This window comes from Microbacterium testaceum (genome assembly GCF_003075375.1).
GTDB lineage: Bacteria > Actinomycetota > Actinomycetes > Actinomycetales > Microbacteriaceae > Microbacterium > Microbacterium testaceum_E.
Map to the genome: position 1 here is coordinate 60,366 of NZ_QDFT01000010.1, position 22,486 is coordinate 82,851.

The 22,486-nt window shown below is 70.3% G+C and carries 25 protein-coding genes, 1 tRNA gene and 1 pseudogene; 9 read left to right on the plus strand and 18 right to left on the minus strand.

Annotated features, from left to right (window positions below):
- Window positions 1-38 precede the first annotated feature (38 nt).
- The 6 genes from DC432_RS06005 to DC432_RS06030 all read right to left on the minus strand — a co-directional run bounded on the left by DC432_RS06005 (window position 39) and on the right by DC432_RS06030 (window position 4,582).
- On the minus strand, window positions 39-443 hold the full coding sequence (locus tag DC432_RS06005) for a YbaB/EbfC family nucleoid-associated protein (RefSeq protein WP_165801196.1): 405 nt from the start codon (window positions 441-443) through the stop codon (window positions 39-41).
- A 125-nt stretch (window positions 444-568) separates the two neighbouring features.
- Window positions 569-2,188, minus strand: coding sequence for a chaperonin GroEL (gene groL, locus DC432_RS06010; RefSeq protein WP_108317322.1), 1,620 nt, complete (start codon window positions 2,186-2,188; stop codon window positions 569-571).
- A gap of 170 nt (window positions 2,189-2,358) precedes the next feature.
- Window positions 2,359-2,559 (minus strand): cold-shock protein, encoded by a 201-nt coding sequence (locus DC432_RS06015; RefSeq protein ID WP_108317321.1) that lies wholly within the window; start codon window positions 2,557-2,559, stop codon window positions 2,359-2,361.
- 131 nt (window positions 2,560-2,690) lie between these two features.
- Window positions 2,691-3,293, minus strand: a complete 603-nt coding sequence (locus tag DC432_RS06020; RefSeq protein ID WP_116537095.1) for a LytR C-terminal domain-containing protein — start codon at window positions 3,291-3,293, stop codon at window positions 2,691-2,693.
- Between the two features lie 35 nt (window positions 3,294-3,328).
- The gene (locus DC432_RS06025; RefSeq protein WP_116537096.1) at window positions 3,329-3,583 is read right to left on the minus strand and encodes a DUF3263 domain-containing protein; all 255 of its coding nucleotides are present in this window, start codon (window positions 3,581-3,583) and stop codon (window positions 3,329-3,331) included.
- A gap of 9 nt (window positions 3,584-3,592) precedes the next feature.
- On the minus strand, window positions 3,593-4,582 hold the full coding sequence (locus DC432_RS06030) for a DUF2332 domain-containing protein (RefSeq protein ID WP_116537097.1): 990 nt from the start codon (window positions 4,580-4,582) through the stop codon (window positions 3,593-3,595).
- A gap of 71 nt (window positions 4,583-4,653) precedes the next feature.
- Here DC432_RS06030 and msrB point away from each other — a divergent pair, with 71 nt between their 5' ends.
- Window positions 4,654-5,061: a peptide-methionine (R)-S-oxide reductase MsrB gene (msrB, locus tag DC432_RS06035; RefSeq protein WP_108317317.1), complete on the plus strand. Its 408-nt coding sequence runs from the start codon at window positions 4,654-4,656 to the stop codon at window positions 5,059-5,061.
- A gap of 14 nt (window positions 5,062-5,075) precedes the next feature.
- Window positions 5,076-5,627, plus strand: a complete 552-nt coding sequence (locus DC432_RS06040; protein WP_108317329.1) for a nitroreductase family protein — start codon at window positions 5,076-5,078, stop codon at window positions 5,625-5,627.
- 91 nt (window positions 5,628-5,718) lie between these two features.
- Here DC432_RS06040 and DC432_RS06045 read toward each other — a convergent pair whose 3' ends face one another.
- The 4 genes from DC432_RS06045 to DC432_RS06060 form a co-directional block, all read right to left on the minus strand.
- Window positions 5,719-6,660, minus strand: a complete 942-nt coding sequence (locus tag DC432_RS06045) for a DMT family transporter (protein ID WP_207770767.1) — start codon at window positions 6,658-6,660, stop codon at window positions 5,719-5,721.
- Between the two features lie 62 nt (window positions 6,661-6,722).
- On the minus strand, window positions 6,723-7,097 hold the full coding sequence (locus tag DC432_RS06050; RefSeq protein ID WP_116537124.1) for a GntR family transcriptional regulator: 375 nt from the start codon (window positions 7,095-7,097) through the stop codon (window positions 6,723-6,725).
- A complete protein-coding gene (locus DC432_RS06055) occupies window positions 7,094-8,110 on the minus strand; it encodes a hypothetical protein (protein WP_116537098.1) in 1,017 nt (338 codons plus the stop codon). The genes DC432_RS06050 and DC432_RS06055 overlap by 4 nt, the downstream gene beginning before the upstream one ends.
- 63 nt (window positions 8,111-8,173) lie before the next feature.
- A complete protein-coding gene (locus tag DC432_RS06060; RefSeq protein WP_133177893.1) occupies window positions 8,174-8,683 on the minus strand; it encodes a hypothetical protein in 510 nt (169 codons plus the stop codon).
- A gap of 74 nt (window positions 8,684-8,757) precedes the next feature.
- On the opposite strand from DC432_RS06060, the gene DC432_RS06065 reads away from it, so the two are divergent.
- Complete coding sequence (locus tag DC432_RS06065; RefSeq protein ID WP_116537100.1) at window positions 8,758-10,665, plus strand: amylosucrase; 1,908 nt, start codon at window positions 8,758-8,760, stop codon at window positions 10,663-10,665.
- Between the two features lie 14 nt (window positions 10,666-10,679).
- A complete protein-coding gene (locus tag DC432_RS06070; protein ID WP_116537101.1) occupies window positions 10,680-10,958 on the plus strand; it encodes a hypothetical protein in 279 nt (92 codons plus the stop codon).
- A 67-nt stretch (window positions 10,959-11,025) separates the two neighbouring features.
- Here the strand turns inward: DC432_RS06070 and DC432_RS16750 are convergent.
- Together DC432_RS16750 and DC432_RS06080 are read right to left on the minus strand one after the other, a co-directional pair.
- A pseudogene (locus DC432_RS16750) lies at window positions 11,026-11,163 on the minus strand (AAA family ATPase); the annotation flags it as partial.
- A 62-nt stretch (window positions 11,164-11,225) separates the two neighbouring features.
- Window positions 11,226-11,870, minus strand: a complete 645-nt coding sequence (locus DC432_RS06080) for a Type 1 glutamine amidotransferase-like domain-containing protein (RefSeq protein WP_116537102.1) — start codon at window positions 11,868-11,870, stop codon at window positions 11,226-11,228.
- 180 nt (window positions 11,871-12,050) lie between these two features.
- Between DC432_RS06080 and DC432_RS06085 the strand changes: the two genes are divergently transcribed.
- Window positions 12,051-12,524 (plus strand): nucleoside deaminase, encoded by a 474-nt coding sequence (locus tag DC432_RS06085; protein ID WP_207770768.1) that lies wholly within the window; start codon window positions 12,051-12,053, stop codon window positions 12,522-12,524.
- Between the two features lie 48 nt (window positions 12,525-12,572).
- Here DC432_RS06085 and DC432_RS06090 read toward each other — a convergent pair.
- From DC432_RS06090 to DC432_RS06100, 3 genes are all read right to left on the minus strand, one after another.
- A tRNA-Thr gene (locus tag DC432_RS06090) sits at window positions 12,573-12,645 on the minus strand.
- A 57-nt stretch (window positions 12,646-12,702) separates the two neighbouring features.
- The gene (locus DC432_RS06095) at window positions 12,703-13,080 is read right to left on the minus strand and encodes a hypothetical protein (RefSeq protein ID WP_116537103.1); all 378 of its coding nucleotides are present in this window, start codon (window positions 13,078-13,080) and stop codon (window positions 12,703-12,705) included.
- Window positions 13,081-13,122: 42 nt separating this feature from the next.
- On the minus strand, window positions 13,123-14,049 hold the full coding sequence (locus DC432_RS06100) for a DsbA family protein (protein WP_347707121.1): 927 nt from the start codon (window positions 14,047-14,049) through the stop codon (window positions 13,123-13,125).
- A gap of 237 nt (window positions 14,050-14,286) precedes the next feature.
- Here DC432_RS06100 and DC432_RS06105 point away from each other — a divergent pair, with 237 nt between their 5' ends.
- Both DC432_RS06105 and DC432_RS06110 read left to right on the plus strand, forming a co-directional pair.
- On the plus strand, window positions 14,287-15,390 hold the full coding sequence (locus DC432_RS06105; protein ID WP_108317795.1) for an ABC transporter ATP-binding protein: 1,104 nt from the start codon (window positions 14,287-14,289) through the stop codon (window positions 15,388-15,390).
- Between the two features lie 82 nt (window positions 15,391-15,472).
- Complete coding sequence (locus DC432_RS06110) at window positions 15,473-16,795, plus strand: DUF4032 domain-containing protein (RefSeq protein ID WP_116537105.1); 1,323 nt, start codon at window positions 15,473-15,475, stop codon at window positions 16,793-16,795.
- 86 nt (window positions 16,796-16,881) lie between these two features.
- Here DC432_RS06110 and DC432_RS06115 read toward each other — a convergent pair whose 3' ends face one another.
- The 3 genes from DC432_RS06115 to DC432_RS06125 all read right to left on the minus strand — a co-directional run bounded on the left by DC432_RS06115 (window position 16,882) and on the right by DC432_RS06125 (window position 20,762).
- On the minus strand, window positions 16,882-17,523 hold the full coding sequence (locus tag DC432_RS06115) for an NAD(P)-dependent oxidoreductase (RefSeq protein WP_116537106.1): 642 nt from the start codon (window positions 17,521-17,523) through the stop codon (window positions 16,882-16,884).
- A 102-nt stretch (window positions 17,524-17,625) separates the two neighbouring features.
- A complete protein-coding gene (locus tag DC432_RS06120) occupies window positions 17,626-18,921 on the minus strand; it encodes a 2-oxo acid dehydrogenase subunit E2 (protein WP_116537107.1) in 1,296 nt (431 codons plus the stop codon).
- Window positions 18,921-20,762, minus strand: a complete 1,842-nt coding sequence (locus DC432_RS06125; RefSeq protein WP_431739675.1) for an alpha-ketoacid dehydrogenase subunit alpha/beta — start codon at window positions 20,760-20,762, stop codon at window positions 18,921-18,923. The genes DC432_RS06120 and DC432_RS06125 overlap by 1 nt, the downstream gene beginning before the upstream one ends.
- Window positions 20,763-21,259: 497 nt before the next feature.
- Between DC432_RS06125 and DC432_RS06130 the strand changes: the two genes are divergently transcribed.
- Both DC432_RS06130 and DC432_RS06135 read left to right on the plus strand, forming a co-directional pair.
- Entirely contained in the window at window positions 21,260-21,784 is a 525-nt protein-coding gene (locus DC432_RS06130; protein ID WP_116537109.1) for a VOC family protein, read from the plus strand.
- Entirely contained in the window at window positions 21,781-22,461 is a 681-nt protein-coding gene (locus DC432_RS06135; protein ID WP_116537126.1) for a GntR family transcriptional regulator, read from the plus strand. Before DC432_RS06130 ends, DC432_RS06135 begins: the two co-directional genes overlap by 4 nt.
- The last annotated feature ends 25 nt before the right edge of the window (window positions 22,462-22,486 follow it).

The window sequence follows — 22,486 nt, forward strand, 5'->3', positions numbered from 1 at the left end:
TCAGCTCGGAATCGACGGCGATACGCTCCGCCACGACGTCAGACCCGGAAACCCATCGGCGCAGACGGCGGCGACTGCCGCTCGATCTCACCCGCCAGCCGGTCCACGATCGCCGAGTCCGCGCCGAACGCCGCGCGCGAGATCTCCAACGCCTGCTCCCCCGCGAGCCGCTGCGCAGCCCCCGCCGTCTCCACGATGAGCCGCTCCAACGCGTCGGGGCGCAGCTCGTACGCCGCGTTGGCCAGACGGATACCGATCAGCCGGCCCGTGGCATCCACCGTCACCGCCACCTCGCGTCGCGGCGCCGTCGCCGTCGCCCGCACCGCATCGATGTCCGCCTGCACCTGCTGCGCCTGCGCGGCACGCACCTGCGCCTCAGCGACCTGCTGCTCGATACGGGCGATCGCCGCCTCCGCCTCGCGAGAAGAGAAGAGATCACTCATTCGATCGAGCGTAGTCGGATGATTCGGCGCGCACCGCCTGGGTAAGAGAATTCTCATCCAGGCCCGGTCCGTACACGAAAACGCCCCCTCCCGGAGGAGGGGGCGTTCTCAATCGTCAGCGTGGATCAGAAGTCCATGCCACCGGTCGGGTCGCCCGCGGGAGCGGCGACCTTCTCGGGCTTGTCGGCGACGACGGCCTCGGTCGTGAGGAACAGACCGGCGATGGATGCCGCGTTCTGCAGAGCCGAACGGGTCACCTTGGCGGGGTCGATGATGCCCTGTGCGAACAGGTCACCGTACTCGCCGGTCGCCGCGTTCAGGCCGTGGCCCACGGGGAGCTCCGAGACCTTGTTGGCGACGACACCGGGCTCGAGACCGGCGTTCAACGCGATCTGCTTGAGCGGAGCCTCGATGGCGACGCGCACGATGTTCGCACCCGTGGCCTCGTCACCGACGAGCTCGAGGTTCGCCAGCGCGTTCTTACCGGCCTGGATCAGCGCGACGCCACCACCGGCGACGACACCCTCTTCCACGGCGGCCTTGGCGTTGCGCACGGCGTCCTCGATGCGGTGCTTGCGCTCCTTGAGCTCGACCTCGGTCGCGGCACCGGCCTTGATGACGGCGACGCCACCGGCGAGCTTGGCGAGGCGCTCCTGGAGCTTCTCGCGGTCGTAGTCGCTGTCGGTGTTCTCGATCTCGCGGCGGATCTGGGTCACGCGACCCTCGATCAGCTCCGACTCACCGGCACCCTCGACGATCGTGGTCTCGTCCTTGGTGATGATGACCTTGCGAGCGCGGCCGAGCAGGTCGACGGTCGCGTTCTCGAGCTTGAGGCCCACCTCTTCGGTGATGACCTGGCCGCCGGTGAGGATCGCGATGTCCTGCAGCTGCGCCTTGCGACGGTCGCCGAAGCCGGGAGCCTTGACGGCGACCGACTTGAAGATGCCGCGGATCTTGTTGAGCACGAGCGTCGCGAGTGCCTCGCCCTCGACGTCCTCGGCGATGATGAGGAGCTCCTTGCCCTCCTGGATCACCTTGTCGACGATGGGCAGAAGGTCCTTGATGTTCGAGATCTTCTGGTTCGCGATCAGGATGTAGGGGTCCTCGAAGACCGCTTCCTGACGCTCGGGGTCGGTGACGAAGTAGGGGTTGATGTACCCCTTGTCGAAGCGCATGCCCTCGGTGAGCTCGAGCTCGGTGCCGAAGGTGTTGCTCTCTTCGACGGTGACGACGCCTTCCTTGCCCACCTTGTCGATGGCCTCGGCGATGAGCTCGCCGATGGCGGGGTCGGCGGCGGAGATCGACGCGGTCGCGGCGATCTGCTCCTTGGACTCGACCTCCTTGGCCGACGACAGCAGCTCGTCGGTGACGGCCTTGACGGCCTTCTCGATGCCCTTCTTCAGGCTGATGGGGTCGGCGCCGGCGGCGACGTTGCGCAGTCCCTCGCGGACGAGAGCCTGGGCGAGGACGGTGGCCGTGGTGGTGCCGTCACCCGCGACGTCGTCGGTCTTCTTGGCGACCTCCTTGACCAGCTCGGCGCCGATCTTCTCGTACGGGTCGTCGAGTTCGATCTCCTTGGCGATCGAGACGCCGTCGTTCGTGATCGTGGGGGCGCCCCACTTCTTCTCGAGCACGACGTTGCGACCGCGGGGGCCCAGGGTCACCTTGACGGCGTCGGCCAGCGTGTTGAGGCCACGCTCGAGACCGCGACGGGCCTCTTCGTCGAAAGCGATGATCTTTGCCATAAGTGTGTCGTCCCTCCCGGACGGGTGACTTCCAGATTTTGGCACTCGACGAAAGCGAGTGCTAACTCATTCTGGCACTCGCCCCTGGGGAGTGCAAGCCGCCTCACCCGTCCGGGAACGACGAAGGCCGTGGCATCCGACTTCGGATGCCACGGCCTTCGATGCAGCGTTCAGGCCAGTCGCACGGACTCCGCCTGCGGGCCCTTCTGCCCGCTGCCGACGGTGAACTCGACGGCCTGTCCCTCTTCGAGGACGCGGAAGCCCGACATCTCGATGCTCGAGTAGTGGACGAACACGTCCTGCCCATCGGACACGGTGATGAAGCCGTATCCCTTCTCGGCGTTGAACCATTTGACGGTGCCCTGCGTCATGCGAATCTCCTGTTGCTGAACGACGAGGTCATCGTAAGCACGGGGGATGCCGCGTCGCGGGGCGTTCAGAGCAAAGTTGACGTAGGTGCACCGAAGTGTTTACGCCGCGGAAACACCGGGCTCCGTCGGGGTCAGGGCGCGGGGGTTTCGTCCGCCCCGCCCGCGACCCGGTCGAGACCGAGGACGACGATCAGACGCTTGACGTCGCTCTCGTCGCCGGGGGTGTCGGGGTCGTCGGTGGGCTGGAGGAAGTCGCTCTGCGCCACCTCTGCTCCCCCGATCGTCTGCGCGAGCCCCTCGGCCGCGGGCAGATCGGTGTCGCGAAGGTAGTAGATGGTCGTGGTCGCGAAGTCGGTGCTGTCGGACGACCCCGTCTCGACGGAGGTGCCGGGCCACCCCGCGGCGACGATGCGGTCGCGGGTCTCGCCCGCCAGACCGTCGTTCGTCGTGCCGTTCAGGACGACCACCGAGTACGACGTGTCGACCACGGCGGGCGTCGTCGGCTCGGCCGAGGCCGAGGGAGCGGGGGCCGCGTCGTCGCCCAGCGAGATGCGTCCCGACACCACCAGCGTGCCGAAGATGCCGACGATGATGAGCACCAGCGTGGCCAGCGCCGCCCAGAGGAAGACGATCCACCCTCGCAGCCGCGGCTTCTCGGCACGATGGGCGCCGACACGCCCGGAGGCGTCGGGCAGGTCGTCGAAGCGATCCCGAGGGAAGGTCGATCTGGCCATTCGACGATCGTATCGGTCGACGCCCTGGGCGCCCGTCAGCGGGTGGCCGACCGCGTCACGCGAGAACGGTGCGTCTCGGCGGCCTCGTCGCGTCGACGGCGCAGGCGCCGCACGAGCATCGGATCGTGGGCGAGGGCCTCGGGGGTGTCGATCAATCGACCGAGCAGTTGGTAGTACCGAGCGGGCGTGATCTCGAACTCGGCGCGAATCGCCTCCTCCTTCGCACCCGCGTGCCGTCGCCACTCACCCTCGAAAGCGAGGAAGGCGAGATCGCGGTCCGACAGAGTCACCCGGCAAAGCTACTGCGCGGAGGGTCGGAATCCCGGATGCCACGCCACCCACGCCCCGAGCGGATCCACCTCGCCCAGGACGTCGCCGTCCAGAGCGAGAGAGAACCCTCCGCGCACGGCCTCCACCCGTCGCGTCCACCCGTCGTGGAGCGCCGGCGCGTCGAGGGTGATCCAGCGTCCCGCCGCCCGCGCGGCGTCGATCACGTCGCCGCGGCGCGCGCGGGGGACGTGGGCGAGAACGCCGGGTGTGGTGACGACGAGCGTCGCGTCGCGCGGGGCCCGGGCGGCGAGGTCCGGCAGCGCTTCGGCACCGTCGCCCGTCACGAGCAGCGGCGGATCGGCCGCGGCGATGTCGAGCGCGCCGACGATGCGTTCCCGGCGTCCTTCCTCGCCCGGCCAGACCAGACCCGCCAACCACGCGCGGTCGTCCGGATCCCGCGCGTCGAGAGGGTTGAGGTCGATCCCCGCCCGCCACACGATCTCGGGCATCTGCAACGCGGGCGACCCGCTGAGCTCCGAGGCGAGGATCACCGCGCTCGGCCCCGCGGGCGGATCCAGGGCGACGGTCTCTGCGCCGCGGTGATAACGGTACGAATAGCGGTCGGGGTACAGGCACAGCCCCGCGCTCGCCCCGACCTCGAGCAGGGCGATCGGCCCGTCGATCAGCGACAGCGCCGGCAGCAGGGTCGCGCAGCGGAGCGGTTCGTTGGTCTGGACGCTCCGTCGCCCGCACTCGAGCGCGATCGACTCGGCGTGGGCGACGACCCACGCGGCCCACTCGTCGATGTCGGCGTCGGGGGCGCCGAGCACGCGCATGACGGCGAAGACGAGCGGGGGCTGTCGACGGGTGTCGGGGATCGCGGCGAGCGCTGCCGCGAGATCGCGGTCCCCCGCGATGCGCGCCGCCCACTGCTCGTAGACCGCCGATCTTCCCGGGGCCTCGTCGCGGGCGAAGCGCCCGTAGCGCTCGACGACGGAATCCACGGCATCCTGATCCATCGGGAAATTATCCCGCCACGACCGGGGACGCGTCGCGCGCGAGACAATGGAGGGGACGAAGGAGAGAACACATGACCTACGCCGTCGACAAGTCCGACGACCAGTGGCGCGCCGAGCTCAGCCCCGAGCAGTACGCGGTGCTGCGCCAGGCCGGTACCGAGCGCGCCTGGACCGGTGAGCTGCTCGACGAGAGCCGCGCCGGCCTGTACACCTGCGCCGCGTGCGGGGCCGAACTGTTCCAGAGCGGTACCAAGTTCGACTCGCACTGCGGATGGCCGAGCTTCTACGAGTCCGTCCGCCCCGAAGCGGTGGAGCTGCTCGACGACAACAGCCACGGCATGCAGCGCACCGAGGTCCGCTGCGCGAACTGCGGTTCGCACCTCGGGCACGTCTTCCCCGACGGTTTCGGAACCCCCACGGGCGACCGGTACTGCATGAACTCGCTGTCGCTGAACTTCACCCCCGAAGAGCAGGCGTGAGCGCACTCGAGGCGATGCGCGACCGCCGGTCCTGGTCGAAGGTCACCGACCTCGCCCCGACCGGTCCCGAGCTCGAGGTGTTCGTCGCCGCGGCCGGCCGCGTGGCCGATCACAAGACGCTGCGACCCTGGCGCCTCATCGAGATCCGCGGCTCCGACCGCGACCTCTTGGCGCGCGCGCTGAACAAGGCCGACGGCAAGAAGGGGTACTCCTCCAAGCCCCGACGTGCACCGCTGATCATCGCGGTGGTCGCCGACCTGCGCTCGAAGAAGATCCCCGCGTGGGAGCAGGAGGCCGTGGCATCCGGTGTCGCTCACATGCTGAGCCTCGCGCTCGACGAAGCCGGCTTCGGCGTCTTCTGGCGCACCGACGACAACACCCGCAGCAAGGTCCTCGCCAAGGCGCACGGGCTGGCGAAGGGCGAGGTGCTGCTCGGCTGGCTCTACGTCGGCGGCAAGCCCCCGCGCACGCGTCCCGTGCGTCGCAAGACGGTGGATGCCGCGAAGCACATCTCACGACTGCCCGGCGGCAAGAAGCGACGTCCGGTCGACGAGGCGCGCCTCTGACCCCGTTCCTCCGGTGCGATCGACGCCGTCGGCTGCGGCCGGCGGCGTCGTCGTCTGCCGGGCGGGACCGCCACGGCGCCGCGCCTCGCGGTCAGCGGCGACGACGCCGCCACGGGACGGCGGCGATCGCGACACCGGCGATCGCGACACCGGCGGCCAGAAGGGCGACCGGCGTCGAGGGAGCCGCGGGAGCGGGCCAGAGCGCATCCAGCAGCACAGAGGTCGTCAGCAGCCCGACGACGGAGCCGAGCCCGAGCAGCAGCACGCCCGTGCGGCGCACGACGACCGCCGACAAGAAGATGTAGACCACCCCGACCGCGCCGCCGAGGTAGAGCCAGGGTTCGGTCGGCACGACGCGCGGGACGTCGACCGCGACGACGTGGATCACGGCGGCGACGACGAGCACGACGGTTCCGCCGAGGAAGTTGACCAGGGTCGCGGTGAGCGGGCTCTCGACCCGCACGCGCAGACGGCCGTTGGTGCCCTGCTGCCACGCGACTCCCGCACCCGCGACGGCCGGGACGATCAGCATCCACAGGGGGACACCGCCCAGCGCATCGCCCGAGAGGCAGACGACGACGCCCGCGATCGCGAGCAGCGCGCCGATCACGCGGCGCACCGTGACCGGCACGACCCCCGCGGGGCCGTATCCGACGCGGTCGAGCATCAGCCCGCCGGTGGTCTGCCCCGCCACGAAGCCGACGGTGAACAACGCCACGCCGATGGTGGCGACGGTCAGGCCCTGACTCGCGACGGTGAACGCGCCGGCCAGCCCGCCCAGCAGCATCCACGGCGGCAGGGTGCGCGAACGGATGCCGTCGACCAACCGTCCGAATCCGCGCCGCCCCTCGGGCAGCAGCGCCGACAGGACGACCAGGATGCCGAGTCCCGAGCTGAACGAGATCGCCGCGGCGACGATCCCGTCGCCGATCTCGGCCCCGAGCGTGCCGTTGATGCGGGCCTGCAGCGCCGTGAGCGCACCGATCAGCACCGCCCCGCCGACGGCCACGCCGATCGTTCCGCGCTCGGACACGGTTCTCCCCTCGCGCCCCCGGGCTGAGGGCCACCGTCGATCGTACGGCGGCGGCGCCGCGGTCAGCGCGAGTCCGGCGCTCGCTCCTCCCACTTCATCCGCAGGACGTCCACCACCGCCTCGATGTCTCCGCCGCTGGCCGAAACCGCCGCGACGAGGGCGTCCACCTGGCGTGTCATCTCACTGGTCATCGGACTGACGCCGTCGGCGACACGCGTCCCGGAGCCCACCCGACTGTGGACGAGACCCTCGGCCTCGAGAGCCTTGTACGCCCTCTGCACGGTGCCGGGCGCGACCGCGAAGTCCGCGGCGGCTTGACGGACGGTCGGCAGTCTGTCGCCGGCACCGAGTCGGCCCGACACGATGAGCCCGCGGAAGAACCGGAGCAGGTCGACGCCCGCGGTCTTCTCGTCGATCTCGCCTGCGGCATCCCTCATCCGAGTGCCCCCGCCGGCGCAGGCCGCCCGACGAGCCCCCACTGCGCCCACGCCGCATCGACGACCAGGGCGGTCAGCATCGCGGAGACGGCGATCTGCATCACGGATGCCACGACACCGCCGAAGACGAGGAGTTCACCGTAGGGGGACGCGATCGCGTAGGTCATCGGGGGCATGCCGTCTCCGCTCACCGTCATCGACCCCGCCGCGGCCGACTGCGCCATCCGGAGCAGGCCGGCGAGGCCGAGAAGGACGCCCGCCGTTGCAACCATGACGACACCGGTCGAGATCCGCCTCCGCCGGGCGCGCTCGTCATCGAGCGAGACGCCGTCGCGGAAGGGCCGCACGGCGTTGCGACGCAGCGCGAGGATCGTCGCGAGGGTCAGCGTCCCCAGCGCGAGCAGAAAAGGCAGGCCGTAGGTCCATCCGGGGAACGTGACCACGATCGGGTCGAGATCGGTGTTCGGGATGCCGAGCGCGATGCGGTCCGACGACCCGGCCTGGGAATGCGTCGACGCCGCGCCGAACGCGACGGTCACGACACCGGCGCCGACGAGCAATGCCCCGAACGATCCGATCACGGACCCCGTCGGCCCGTAGCTCCGCCAGGTCCTGCGCGCGACCACCCCGGGAGTCACCCGCGCCCGGGTCCCGGACGTCCGGAGCGCGAGGGCGAACACGCAGAGCGACGCTCCCGCCGCGGCCGGTGCGACCGCGAACTGCCACCACGCCGTGGTCGCGGACAGGTCCAGCACGTATCCGCGCATCACCAGATCGACGAACCACACCGCCCCCACGGCGATCGCGGTTCCGGCCAGCGCGCGCTCGTCGCCACCCGTCCGCCCCACCGGGTCCCCCGCCCGCACTCTGCGCCGCATGACCACCACCGCGACGCCGACCACGACGCCCAGGAGTGCGCACATCAGCGCTGACGACAGCAGGGCCGCCCCCACCTCCGCCACCGGCGCGGCTCGCAGTCTGTCCCACACGTCACCGAGATGCTCCACGTTCATGACACCCCCCTTTCGTGTCACCTGTATAGCACGCTTTGTATTACTAGCTTGATACAAATCTCGCTACGCTGCGAGCAGCCGCCGTTCGCGCCGGTCGCGCACGAACGCCCCGATGAATACCGCGATCAACGCGACGAGCGCGAGCAGGCTCACGCTCCCGAGGGCCAGGCCGGCGCCCGAGGCGTCCCCGCCGCTGATGTAGTAGGTGTCCGCCAGGCCCATGCCGGGGCCGAACGAGGCGACGAAATATCCCGGACCGCCCATCACCAGCAGCGCCAGATACCCCGCGACCGTCGACCAGACGCCCGCTTCGGTGACGACGAAGAGGGCGAACAGCACGATGGCCATCATCGGCCCGAGCGCGATGACTCCCACGACGAACGCGTTCGGCGGACCCTGCTGCGCCTCACCCACCTGTCGCCAGATCTCGTCCGCTGTCAGACCCGGGACGGCGGCCTCGGGGTTCCACACGAGGATCTGGACCAGGGCCACGACGGCGTAAGCGCACACCACCACGACCCCGGTGAGGGCGGCCCAGACCAGCACCGATCGGCGTGACTCGTTCGCGTTCATGCCCCCCATGGTCACCGCTCAGCGGCCGCCCCGACCAGATCGAGACCGGGTCGTTGTCGACCGCACCCCCGCGGATGCGCCAGGCTTTCCCCGTGACCCAGCTGCGCCCCGGCCCCCACGACGTCTCGTCGATCCTGGCCGACCTCACCGCCGACCACGTCGATCGCGAGTTCCTCGGCAACGTCGAGCTGCACCTGCCGCGCCTGCACGACCTGTTCGTGCAGTTGTACGGCGACCGCGCCGACGGGTTCGAGAGCCTCGCCTCCGTCGTCGACCTCGCCCGGCGCTCGTGGGCGGCGCGGCCGGCCGACCTCAAGGCCGTGGACCGCGGGCGCGCGAGCGACCCGGACTGGTTCGCCGACGAGCGGATGGTCGGCGGCGTCTGCTACGTCGATCGGTACGCGGGTGGGCTCAGCGGCATCCGGGATGCCATTCCGTACTTCCGCGAGCTGGGGCTGACGTACCTGCACCTCATGCCGCTGTTCGAGAGCCCCGAGGGCAACAGCGACGGCGGCTACGCGGTGTCGAGCTACCGCCGGGTCGACCCGAAGCTGGGGACGATGCAGGAGCTCGCCGAGCTCGCCACCGAGCTGCGTCGCGCCGGCATCTCGCTGGTGGTCGACTTCATCTTCAACCACACCAGCAACGAGCACCGCTGGGCGAAGAAGGCCATCGCGGGCGACGCGGGGTACGAGGACTTCTACCTCATCTTCCCCGACCGCGAGATGCCCGACGCCTACGAGCAGACCACGCGCGAGATCTTCCCGGACGATCACCCCGGCTCGTTCGTGCAGCTCGACGACGGCCGCTGGATCTGGGCCACGTTCTACCACTTCCAGTGGGACCTCAACTACGCCAACCCCGCGGTCTTCGAGGCCATGACCGGCGAGATGCTGTTCCTGGCCAACCAGGGCGTCGAGATCCTCCGCATGGATGCCGTGGCCTTCATCTGGAAGAGGCTCGGCACCACGTGCGAATCGCTCCCCGAGGCGCACCTGCTGCTGCAGGCGTTCAACGCGGTCCTGCGCATGGCGGCTCCCGGCCTGCTGTTCAAGTCCGAGGCGATCGTGCACCCCGACGAGGTCGTGTCGTACATCTCGCCCGAGGAATGCCAGATCTCGTACAACCCGCTGCAGATGGCCCTCACCTGGGAGGCCCTGGCCACGCGCGACGCGCGTCTGCTGCAGCAGGCCCTCGAGCGGCGGCACGCCCTCCCCCCGGGCACCGCGTGGGTCAACTACGTGCGCAGCCACGACGACATCGGGTGGACCTTCGCCGACGAGGATGCCGCCGAACTCGGCATCGACGGATACCCCCACCGCCGATTCCTCAACGACTTCTACGTCGGTCGCGCGCCGGGTTCGTTCGCGCGCGGCGTGCCCTTCCAGGAGAACCCCCGCACGGGTGACGCCCGGGTCACGGGGACCACCGCCTCGCTCGCGGGCATCGAGGCGGGCGACGCGGGCGGGGAGGATCGCGTCGTGCTCGCCCACGCCCTCGCGCTGTCGACCGGCGGCATCCCCCTGCTCTATCTGGGTGACGAGGTCGCCCAGCTCAACGACTACGGCTACGCCGACCGGCCCGAAGAGGCGGGCGACAGCCGATGGGTGCATCGTCCCTTCCGCCCCGAGGGGGCGTACGCCGAGAGGACGGATGCCACGACCCCCGCCGGTCGCGTCTTCTCACGCCTGACGCGGCTCATCGACGTCCGTCGGTCGACGCCCGAGTTCGCCGGCAACGAACTCGTGGCCTTCGACGCCCGGGTGTCCTCGGTGGTGGCGTTCCTGCGTCCGGGCGACCACGGCTTCGCCGTCTTCGTCGTCGCCAACGTCGCCGACACGGCGGTCGAGATCGACGCCCTGACCCTCTCGGGTCTCGCCCCCGAGGCGCTCGACATCGTCACCTCGCACCCGGTGTGGCTCGGGGCCGGTCTCACGGTCCCCGCGCACGGGGTCCGGTGGCTGCGCGTTCGTCTGCGCTGAGCGGTGCGCGCTCCGTGAACACCGATCCCCCGCCGGGCCACCACACCCGGCACGTCCTGGCGCTGCTCGCGGGCCTGGCCGCTCTCGCGAGCGTCGTGTGGGCGCCCGCGGGCCTCGTCGGCGACCTCGTGATGCTCGTGATCGGCGTGGCGGCGCTGCTGTTCGCCTGGGAGGCGGCGTCCCGCCCCGGCCCGCTCCGCGCGGCGGCGATCGGCGGCGCCCTGCTCGCGGGACTGGTGTCGATCGCGGCGGGAGGGATCTTCCTGGTCGCCCTCGCGCGCGCGCTGTCGTGAGCCGGGGGTTGTGGAGTTGCTCGCTCTGTGGCGGCGTTCTGCGGTCACTTGATGGCGCCTGTCGTCTCCCGATGACGAGGACGCTGGCGACGGCTTCTCCGACGTCATCGGCGATCGTCGTGAGTTCGTCGATCTTGAGGACGCGGCTTATCTGGGGCAAGAGCCGCTCGAGGAGGCGGAAGTTCCCGCGGGTGATGCGTTCGATGACTTCCCTGGGACCTGCGCGAATGACGGAGAACGGGTCGGCGTGACGGACGACCGTCAGAGTCAGCTACGCGAAGCAGGAGCAGAATCGACCACTCGCCCCTGCCCCGACCGGATGAGCAGTGCCTCGTCGTCGCGAAGGGGAAGCAACACATAGTCGGCGCCGTAGGTCTTGAGGGTGCGATCGATGAGCTCCGGAGGGTACGGCGGTAGAAGCCCGTCAGCGTGGGGGATGACAACCTGGTCGACGAGAGCAAGTCCATCGAGGCTTGTCAGTGCCGGACCATCGGCGGGGTCATCCATCAGGGACGCCGGGGTGATGTCAGGGCCGGCCACGATGGACCCCGCGCTGGCACCGATGTACGGCAGGCCCGCTCGCACTCGATCACTCAGAACCCTCCCGCCTCCCGTCGCTCGCAGAGCTTCGAGCAGCGCGAACGTGCTCCCGCTCGCGACGTACACGACGTCGAGGCCGGCTAATGCTCGGTCGAGTTCACTCGCTGGCATGTCGCGAAGCGTTATCCGGATCACTTCATGCCCGAGTCCTTTCAGAGCGTCGTATTCCTCCACGACGAAGGGCGCGTCGGAGAAGGGCGCCTGAGCGTCGTCGACGTACCCGATACGAAGCGGGCGCGGCCAGCCGGCAACCACTCCCTCGAGAAAAGGCGTGACGGCCCCGATGTGACGAGAAAGGAGAAGGAGGTTCACACCGCCAGGCTATGCGGGGCTTCCGACATGACCGGACAACGGGCTGCGCGCACCTAGGCAGCCGCGACAAGCATGCACACGACACAGCCACACCGGACGCAAGCTCACAGCCGGGGTAGCACGTCTTCCGCGCCGCGCCCACCCCGGCGTCGGCGGACGGCGGCCGTCTACCGTCGAGGCATGAACGACCACGACCTCTCCGCCCTCACCGTCTCGCGCGCCATGGACAACGTCCGCGAGGGCGGCAAGCCCTTCGCCTGCCTCATCGTCAAGGACGGCGAGATCGTCGTCGAAGCCGTCAACCACGTGGCGCAGGAGGGAGACCCGACCGCGCACGCCGAGATCCGCGCGATCCGCGCCGCCGCCGAGAAGGGCATCAGCGACCTCTCGGGCTACGACATGTTCGTCACCGCGTACCCCTGCCCCATGTGCCTGGGTGCGGTGTACTACGCCCAGCCCGACCGCCTCGTCTTCGCCGTCACGCGCGAAGAAGAGGGCGAGCACTACGAGGACGGCAACCGACTCATGAGCCTCGCCACCTTCTACGACGAATACACGAAGCCGATCGACGACCGCGCGCTCTCCGCGCAGCAGATCCGGGTGGATGCCGCGACCGCGCCGTTCGAGGAGTGGACCGCGAAGCACGGCGACTGACCGGGGCGGGCGGCTGCTGCGCGGGCCGTCAGCCGCGCGGGGGTGCGGTGCCGGCTACAGGACTTGAACCTGCAACCCCCGTATTACAAGTACGGTGCGCTACCAATTGCGCCAAGCCGGCGTGGAACGCGGGGCGTCCCGGTCATCGAGTCTAGAGCGACCGGGGCGGCCGCATCGCTCACTCGGTGTGCATGCCGCTTTCGCGGTCCCACTCGAGGGACTTGAACTGCAGGAACGCGCACAGGTTGCCCGCCACCACCAGCTCGGCCGCCAGACTCGCCATCTCGTGCGGCGAGAGCGTGAGGTCTTCGGGGCGCGAGGTGAGCGTCGCCTCCCACAGCAGCTCGTCGTAGCCGCGGGGCTGCATGTAGATGGACGCCTTCGCGTTCATCAGGTTCATCACGACCAGGCCGGTGTCCTGGCTGTCGGCGTCCTCTTGCTCGACGACCTTCAGCTGGCCGGCGAAGAGGTGCCCCTGCTCGCGGAACTCGTCGACCCACGCGATCAACTGATCACGGGACCGCCGCGGCGGGGAGTCCTCGAGCTCGTCGTTCATGTCACCAGAATCTCATAGAAAGGGCGGGAAACACCTGCGCGATCAACCGGCGGGGGTGGGCGTGGGGGTGGGCGTCGCCGTCGAGTAGTACGCGTTGCTGTCGACGGTGAGCACGAACTGCGCGAACTCCTTCGCGTCGTTCATGTTGCCGACGTACTCGGTGCCGTTGACGAAGACCGTCGGGGTCGCGGTGAGCGCCTGACCCTTCGTGTCCGGCAGCCCCTTGATCGCACGGTCGGTCGCGGCCTTCGCCCACGCCGTGTACGTCTCGTCCTCGATGCACTCGCGCACCGTCGCGATATCGCTGATGCCGGCGCCCTGCGCCATGTCGGCGAGCTGCTGGTCGCTGTACCCGTCCGAGTCCACCGCGGGCTGATTGGTCAGCAGCTCGTGGTTGTACGCGAAGAACCGGTCCGAATCGTGGGTCGCCACGCACGCGGCGGCGCCCGCGGCGCGCAGGCTGTACTTCGTGCCGTTCGACTTCGACGTCAGCATGGCGACCGGGTAATAGGTCAGCGACGCGGCTCCGTCCGTGACCCACTTCGACAGCTGGGTCGCATTGGCGGCCTGGAATTCGCGGGCCTCGGTCGACATGTAGTCGACGTAGACGCGGATATCGACCGGCGCGGCCGATCCCGTGGGCTCGGGGGTCGGCGCGGCGGTGGGAGCGGCCGCTCCGGCGGCCATGGTCGCCGCGCTGCCGTCGACGGTCTGGTCGGCGAGGGGGTCGGCGACCTGCGAGGCGCTGGTGATGACGAAACCGTCGTCGCTGGCGGCATCCGGAAGAGCCTGCGAACGCGCCTCACGCGAGTTCAGCGCGGCCGAGACGCCCACGGCTGCCACGCCGATGACCGCGACGGCGCCGATCGCGAGGAGCGAGCGACGGGCGATACGCCAGCGCGTCTGCTTCGCCTTGACCTGCTGCGCCTTCTCGCGCACCGCCTCGCGACGATCGCGTTCGGCGGGCACGTGCGGAGTCTCGTCGTGGGACATGGAACCTTCCGGGCATAAACGTCTGCCGCATGAAATCAGGGGGATCGCTCGGGTGGGGCGAACGATCAACGATGCTAACGAGGCTGGCTGAGAAATGACCAGACACGTGCGATACTGACCCTGCGTCCACCGTCGGGCGCACGGGGTCGCCCCCGTTCATTCCATTCACTACGGATCGTCCGGCACGTACCTGCCGGTGAAGGAGAAGAAAACATGGCGTCCGTCACCTTCGACAACGCAACCCGTCTGTACCCGGGCGGAACCCGCCCCGCGGTCGACAAGCTCAACCTCGACGTCGCAGACGGCGAATTCCTCGTCCTCGTCGGCCCCTCGGGCTGCGGAAAGTCGACGTCGCTGCGCATGCTCGCCGGCCTCGAAGAGGTCAACTCGGGCCGCATCCTCATCGGCGACCGCGACGTCACCGATGTGCCGCCCAAGGACCGCGACATCGCGATGGTCTTCCAGAACTACGCGCTGTACCCCCACATGACCGTCGCCGAGAACATGGGCTTCGCGCTCAAGATCGCGGGCGTCGGCAAAGAAGAGCGCGCCGCGCGCGTCCTCGAGGCCGCCAAGCTCCTCGACCTCGAGCAGTACCTGACCCGCAAGCCCAAGGCCCTCTCGGGTGGTCAGCGTCAGCGCGTCGCGATGGGTCGCGCGATCGTCCGCCAGCCCCAGGTCTTCCTCATGGACGAGCCGCTGTCGAACCTCGACGCCAAGCTCCGCGTCCAGACCCGTACGCAGATCGCGTCGCTGCAGCGCCGCCTCGGCGTCACCACGGTCTACGTCACGCACGACCAGACCGAGGCCCTGACCATGGGCGACCGCATCGCCGTGCTCAAGGACGGTCTGCTGCAGCAGGTCGGTACCCCGCGCGACCTGTACGAGACCCCGAAGAACGTCTTCGTGGCCGGCTTCATCGGCTCGCCCGCGATGAACCTCTTCACGGCCGACCTGGCCGAGGGCGGCGTCCGCTTCGGCGACCTCGTCGTCCCCGTCGAGGCCGACACCATCGGCAAGGCGCACGGCTCCGAGGTCACCATCGGCGTCCGCCCCGAGGACATCCAGGTCGCACCGGCCGACGGCCGCGGCCTCTCGGTCGTCGTCGACCTCGTCGAGGAGCTCGGCGCCGACGGCTACCTGTACGGTCACACCGACATCAACGGCAAGCGCACCGACCTGGTCGCGCGCGTCGACGGTCGTCGTCACCCCAACGCGGGCGAGACGGTCGTGCTGGCCCCGGTCCCCGGACACGTTCACGTGTTCGACCTCGAGTCGGGCGAGCGCCTGACCGACCGGGCCATCGCCTCGGCCTGACCCACGCATCGACGCGGCGCGTCCTCGGCATCCCGACCTGGTCGGGCCGGGGGCGCGCCGCACCGTTTTCCCGGAGGCCCCCGTGTCCGAATCGCTCATCATCACCGCCAGCACCGTCGACCCGGGGCTGCTGCAGCTGCCCTGGTCCACCTCTCTGGCCGACTGGCCCAGCAGCCACATCGTCGCCCTCCCCAAGGGCATCTCGCGTCACCTCGTCCGCTTCGCCAACCTCTCGGGTCGTGTCGTCGCGATCAAAGAGACCACCGAAGAGATGGCTCGTCGCGAGTACGACATGCTCGGCAACCTCGACCGCCTCGCCGCTCCCTGCGTCGACCGCGTCGCCGTCATCGCCGGGCGCACCGACGCCTCGGGTCGCCCGCTGCCCGCGGCCCTGGTGACCGCGCACCTGCGCTTCTCGCTCCCCTACCGCGCGCTCTTCACGCAGGTGCTGCGCCCGCACACGGCGACGCGACTGGTCGACGCCCTCGCGGTGCTTCTCGTGCGCCTGCACAACGTCGGTTTCTACTGGGGCGACGTGTCGCTGTCGAACACCCTCTTCCGTCGCGACGCGGGCGAGTTCGCCGCGTACCTGGTCGACGCCGAGACGGGCGAGCTGCACGGCAATCGTCTGAGCCCCGGACAACGCGCCCACGACCTCGACATCGCCCGTACCAACATCGCCGGCGAGATCATGGACCTCGAGGCCGGTGGACGTCTCGAGGGCGGAGTGGATGCCGTGGCCATCGCCGACGGCCTGGTCTCGTCGTACCACTCGCTGTGGGGTGCACTCACCGACAAGGAGTCCTTCGCGGTCGACGAGTCGTGGCGCATCACCGAGCGCGTGCACCGTCTGAACGCGCTCGGTTTCGACATCGGCGAGATGTCGATCCGCACCGCGAGCGACGGCACGCAGGTGTCGATCCAGCCGAAGGTGGTGGATGCCGGCCACCACCAGCGTCGCCTGCTGCGCCTGACGGGTCTCGACGTCGAAGAGAATCAGGCTCGGCGTCTGCTCAACGACCTCGACGAGTTCCGCGCGCGCGTCTCGCGTCTGGGCGCCGACGAAGAGATGGTCGCGCACGAGTGGCTGACCCGTGTCTTCGAGCCGATCGTCATGGCCATCCCGTGGGATCTGCGCGCCAAGCTCGAGCCCGCGGAGGTGTTCCACCAGGTGCTCGAGCACCGCTGGTACATGTCGCAGGCGCGCGGTCGATCGGTGCCGCTCGCCGAGGTCGTGAGCTCGTACATCGACGACGTGCTGCGTCACCGCCGCGACGAGGCGACGGTGATGGGCCCGCCCACCGACACACTCTCGATCCCCACGGTGTCCGACGCCGACGCCCCCGCCACAGGCGAGGTCCCCACGACCGACACCGATCTGGTCGACTGGCGCGACCTGGTCTGACGCCGCGAGCCGCCCCGGACGGGGCCCGCGCGACATCACGCGACCTCGCCGCCCCGGAGGGGACGGCGCCGTCGGGGTTCCCGCGGTCAGTAGCCGACGGCGAAGTGGTCGCGGGAGTGCTTCGGGGTCTCGATCTCGTCGAGCACCGCGACGGCGAAGTCGGCGCCCGAGATGAACGAGTTGCCGTCGGCATCCGCCACGAGGACGTGCCCGCCGTCGCGGTACGTGCCGGTGCGCTCCCCCGGAGCCCACACGCCGAACCCGCCGGCGGGGTGCACGTAGAACCAGTCGCGGTCCGAGGAGTCGGCCTCGAGGTCTTCCAGGATGCCGATGGCCTCCGACGCCTCGGGCTTGTACTCGTCGGTGAAGCCCTCGGTGTCGATGAGGCGCGGGCCGCCCTCGGCCACGAGCGATCCGCCGGCGCCGCCGATGACGCCCAGGCGCGCGTCCTCGGGGAGGACGGAGTTCAGCTGAGCGATCGCGGGGCGGAGCTTGCCCAGCATGTCGCCGCGCGGCGCGACGGCCGAAACGACGACGTCGACGCCCTCGAGCTCGGCGAGCAGGCCGGGGACGTCGAGGACCGTGCCCTCGATGTAGGTCGCTCCCTCCACGCGCTCGGCGGGCACCGAACGGGCGACCGAGACGACCGTGTGGCCGCGGCGGACGGCCTCGGCGACGATGTGGCTACCGGCGTAGCCGGTTCCTCCGATGACGGCGATTCGGGTCACGGGTGTTCCTCTCCTCCGGTCCGCGATCCCCGCGGACGTCTCCTCCCAGCGTGCCGGTTCCGGGCCCCGTCGCGAAACGCAGGAGCCCGAAACCGGCACGATTCACAGCAGTATCTGCAGAGGATTCTCGATCCGGGCCACGAACGCGGACAACCACTGGGCCGCGAGCGCCCCGTCGAGCACCCGGTGATCGGCCGAGAGCGTCACCGACATGACGGTCGCGGCCGCGAGCGACCCGTCCTCCCCGACCACCGGCCGCCGCGTCGCGGCTCCGACGGCGAGGATGCCCGCGTGCGGGGGGTTGATGATCGCCGAGAACGACGTCGTTCCGTACATGCCGAGGTTCGACACCGCGAATGAGCCGCCCTCGAGCTCGTTCTGCTTCAGGCGCCCCTCGCGGGCTCGCGCCGCGAGGTCGCGGACCGTGGCGGCGAGCTCGCCGATCGCGAGGCGGTCGGCCCCGCGAACCACGGGGGTGAGCAGTCCGCCCGGCAGCGAGACGGCCACGGCGATGTCGGCGGCGGAGAACCGACGCGTGGCATCCGGGGTCCAGATCGCGTTGGCCTCGGGGACGTCGCGCATCGCGCCGGCGACCGCCTTCACCACGAGGTCGTTGACCGAGATGCGCTGTTCGCGTCCGGCGTTGATCTGCGCGCGGAGGGCGAGCAGCGCGTCGACACGGCAGTCGGCCTGAAGATAGAAGTGCGGGACGGTGACCTTCGACTCGGTTAGCCGTCGCGCGATCGCACGCCGCATGCCGGTGTGCGGCACGTCCTCGTACGCGCTCCCCGCCGCTGCCGGAGCCGGCGGTTCGGGGGCCTCGGGGGCGGGTTCCGGATGCCGCTGCGCGGGCGTCGGCGTCCAGGCATCCAGATCGCGGCGGACTATACGACCGCGGGGGCCGGAGCCCGGGACCTCGGCGAGGTCGATGCCGCGCTCGGCGGCAAGGCGGCGCACGAGCGGCGAGGCGAAGAGCCGGCGCTCGTCGGCGGGCGGCTCTGCGGGAGCGGGAGCCGGCGCGGGAGCAGGTGCCGAAGCCGCGGCCGCAGGCGCCTCCGCCGCTTCCTCGGGCGCGGCGGCGACCTCCGCATCGGACGGCGTGGCAGTCGCGGGGGCGGGTGCTCCCCCGGCCGCGGCGAGCGCGGCATCCATGCTCTCCCCCTCCTCCGCGAGAACGGCGATCGGGACGCCCACGGCGGCAGCGTCACCGGCGGGGAGCAGGATCCCGGCGAGGATGCCGGCGCGCTCGGCCTCGTACTCGACGACCGCCTTCTCGGTCTCGATCTCGACGATCGCCTGACCGGCGCGGACGGGACTGCCGACCTCGACGAGCCAGCTCTGGATCGCGGCCTCGGCGGCGCCCGTGGCGATCTCGGGCATGCGGACGACGACGGCCATCAGCGGATCCCTCCCGCCGCGCGCACGCGCTCGAGCCCGGCGACGACCTCTTCCGTCCGGGCGATGGCGGCCCGCTCGAGCACCTTCGAGATGCTCGGGCTCGCCTCGCCGCCGGTGACGCGTTCGACCGGCTGGTCGAGCCAGTCGAAGAACCGGCGCTGGATCTCGTCGGCGAGCCACGCTCCGTAGGAGGGTCCCCGGGCGCCCTGTTCCACGATGAGGACGGCGTTGGTCTTGCGGACGCTCTCGCCGATGGTGTCCCAGTCGAGCGACGCGCGGTCGAGCCAGCGGAGGTCGATGACCTCGGCATCCGTTCCGGTCTGCTCGACCGCTTCGAGGGCGTGGCCGACCATCGACAGGTACGTGAGCACCGTCACGTCGTTCCCCTCCCGGCGCACGGCGGCGGATCCCGGCGGGATGACGTAGTCGAGGTCGCCGTCGGGGACGCGGTCGGGCGTGCCGTAGAGGTCGACGTGCTCGATCACGAGCACCGGGTCCTCGAGGGCGAGCGCGGCGATCATGAGCCCGACGTAGTCCGCGGCGGTCGAGGCCGCGACGATACGCCACCCCGCCTGCGTCGCGAAGATCCCGGCCGGATCCATGAGGTGCTGCGAGCCGTAGCCGGACCCCATCGCGACCTTCGTGCGCAGCACGAGCGGGACGGTGTTGTTGTCCCCGAACATGTGCCGGGCCTTGCCGACCTGATTGAACACCTGGTCGGCGGCGACCCACATGAAATCGGGGTACATGAACTCCACGACGGGGCGGAAGCGGCCGTCCATCGCGATGCCGCCCGCGGCGCCGAAGAAGCCGTTCTCGCTGATCGGGGTTCCGATGACGCGGTCGGGGCCGTACTTCTCGGCGAGGCCCTTCGTCGCGCCGTTCGTGCCGCCGCCGAGGCGGTGCACGTCCTCGCCGAGCACGATGATGCGCGGGTCGGTCTCCATCTGGCGGTCCATCGTCTGGGCGACGGCGTCGACGAACTTCAGGTCGCGCCACCCGCCGGTCCACCGCGCGGGTTCGGATGCCGTGAGGGCGTCGAGCTCGGAGGCATCCCCCCGGATGCCGGTGTCCACCACGGCCGGGTCGGGCCACAGCTCCGGGCGGATGCGGCGTCGGCCGGGACGCTCGGGGTCTGGCTCGACCACGGCGGCGACCGACTGCGCGACGGCGGCCACGGCCTGCTCGCGGACCGCCTGCGCCTCGGCGTCATCGAGGAGGCCGAGGCGGCGCATCTCGGATGCCATGCGTTCCAGCGGATCGCGCGCGCGCCACTGGCCTTCCTCGTCCTTGGTGCGGTACCCGAACGCGCTGCCCGGGTAGGGGCCGTTCTGGTGGAAGAAGCGGTAGACCTCGGCCTCGACGATCGCCGGGCCCTCCCCCACGCGCATGCGGTCGAGCGCCTCGCCCGTGGCGAGGTGCACGGCGAGGGGGTCCATCCCGTCCACACGCCACGCGGGGATCGAGAAGCCCTGGCCGCGCACGGAGAAGCGCGTGTCGGCGCTGGCCTCGTCGGCGCGGGTCGACACCGCGTACAGGTTGTTCTCGATGAAGAACGCGACGGGGAGCTTCCACGTCGACGCGAGGTTCATGGACTCGAGCACCGAGCCGATCTGGCTCGACCCGTCGCCGAAATAGTTGATCGACACGTCCGAGGTGCCGGCGTGCTTCTGCGCCCACGCGTGGCCGGTGGCGAGCGGGGCGCCGCCGCCGACGATCGCGTTGGTGCCCAGTGCTCCAGCCTCGAGCCACTGCAGGTGCATCGAGCCACCGCGGCCACCCGAGAAACCCGAGGCGAGCCCGAGGATCTCGGCCAGCGTGCGATCGAGCAGCGTCTGCACGTCCGGCGTGGCGAGGGCTGCCGGGTCGAGCGCACCGCCGGAGACGTACGCGAGCGTCTTGGCGAGGAATTGGTGGTGTCCGCGGTGCGAACCGTTGACGGCATCCGCGGGTCGGAGGGAGACGATCGAGCCGACCGCGCCGCCTTCCTGCCCGATGCTGGAGTGCGCGGGGCCGTGCACGAGACCCGCGCCCGCCAGGTCGAGCACCGCCTCCTCGAAGGCCCGGATGAGATGCAGCTGACCGAGCATCGTCCCGAGCAGTTCCGGGTCGGCGGCCTTCCAGTCCGCGGCGGTCGTCTCCAGCTGCACCCACTCGACACCGGTGTTCAGCCGTTTCCGCTTGGCCATGTCGCTCCTCACGCGTCGTTGCGTCCACCTATACAGGTCGTTCGCTCACACTGTACGATCGGATTGTCTCCAATACAAGGCGCAAGTGCCGCGAGATACTGTCGAGAGACGCCTTCATGGGCGTCAATGGATCCAATGGAGGATGCGACATGGGACTTCCGGGACTGCGCGGCAGCGACCACATCGGCTTCACCGTGCCCGATCTCGACGAGGCCGAGTCCTTCCTCGTGGACGTCCTCGGCGCGGTGCCGGTCTACACGCTCCCGGGCCGCAGCGGCGAGGGCGATTGGATGACACGGCAGCTCGGCGTGCACCCCCGGACGGCGATCCGCGAGATCCGCTTCTACCGCCTCGGCAACGGCACGAACATCGAGGTCTTCGCGTACGACGCCGCCGACGGGCAGGCTCCTCCCCCGCGCAACAGCGACATCGGCGGGCATCACCTCGCGCTCTATGTCGACGATCTGGATGCCGCGGTCGCCCACCTGCACGCCTATGGCGTCGATGTCATGGGCGAACCGGTCGTCAGCGGCGCCGCTTCGGCAGGGCAGCGCTGGATCTACTTCCGCGCCCCGTGGGGAATGCAGTTCGAGCTCGTGAGCTTCCCCGACGGCAAGGCCTACGAGCAGGATACCGAGACGTTGCTGTGGCACCCCGCGAGGCCGGCCGAATGAGCGGCCCGCTCGCCGTCGCCCGGGATCACGGGCGCGCCGGGTCGGGGATCGCCGACACGCTCCGCGACGAGATCCTCCGTGGCATCCATCCGCCCGGGACCCGGATCCGGCAGGAAGACCTCGCGGCCCGACACACCACGAGCCGCATCCCGGTGCGCGAGGCGCTGCGCACCCTCGAGTCCGAGGGACTCGTGACGCTCGTCGCCAACTCGGGCGCCTGGGTGTCGCGCCTGACCCTCGCCGAGTGCGAAGAGCTCTACCTCGTGCGCGAGCGCATCGAGCCGGTCCTCCTCGGGATGAGCGCGCCGCTGCTCTCCCCCGACGCCCTGGACGCCCTCGACGACCTGGCCGCCCGCATGAAGCACGCGGATGCCGAGGATTTCCTGCGCCACGACCGGGAGTTCCACTTCGCCACCTACGCGCCGGCGCGCACCGTGATGCTCGGCGACACCGTCGTGGGCCTGTGGAACCGGACGCACCACTACCGTCGCGCCTTCGTCACCGCGGCCCACGCCAGGCACGACGGCACCGCGCACCTCGACCACCGGCTGCTCGTCGCCGCCCTCCGCCGCGGCGACGCCGAGGAGGCCGCCCACGTGCTCGAGCGGCACATCCGGCGCACGCGCATCGAGCTGGAGCGGCATCCCGAGATCTTCGGCGAGACCAGGGCACGCTGAGGGGACGTTGGACGTTGCGGTCTTG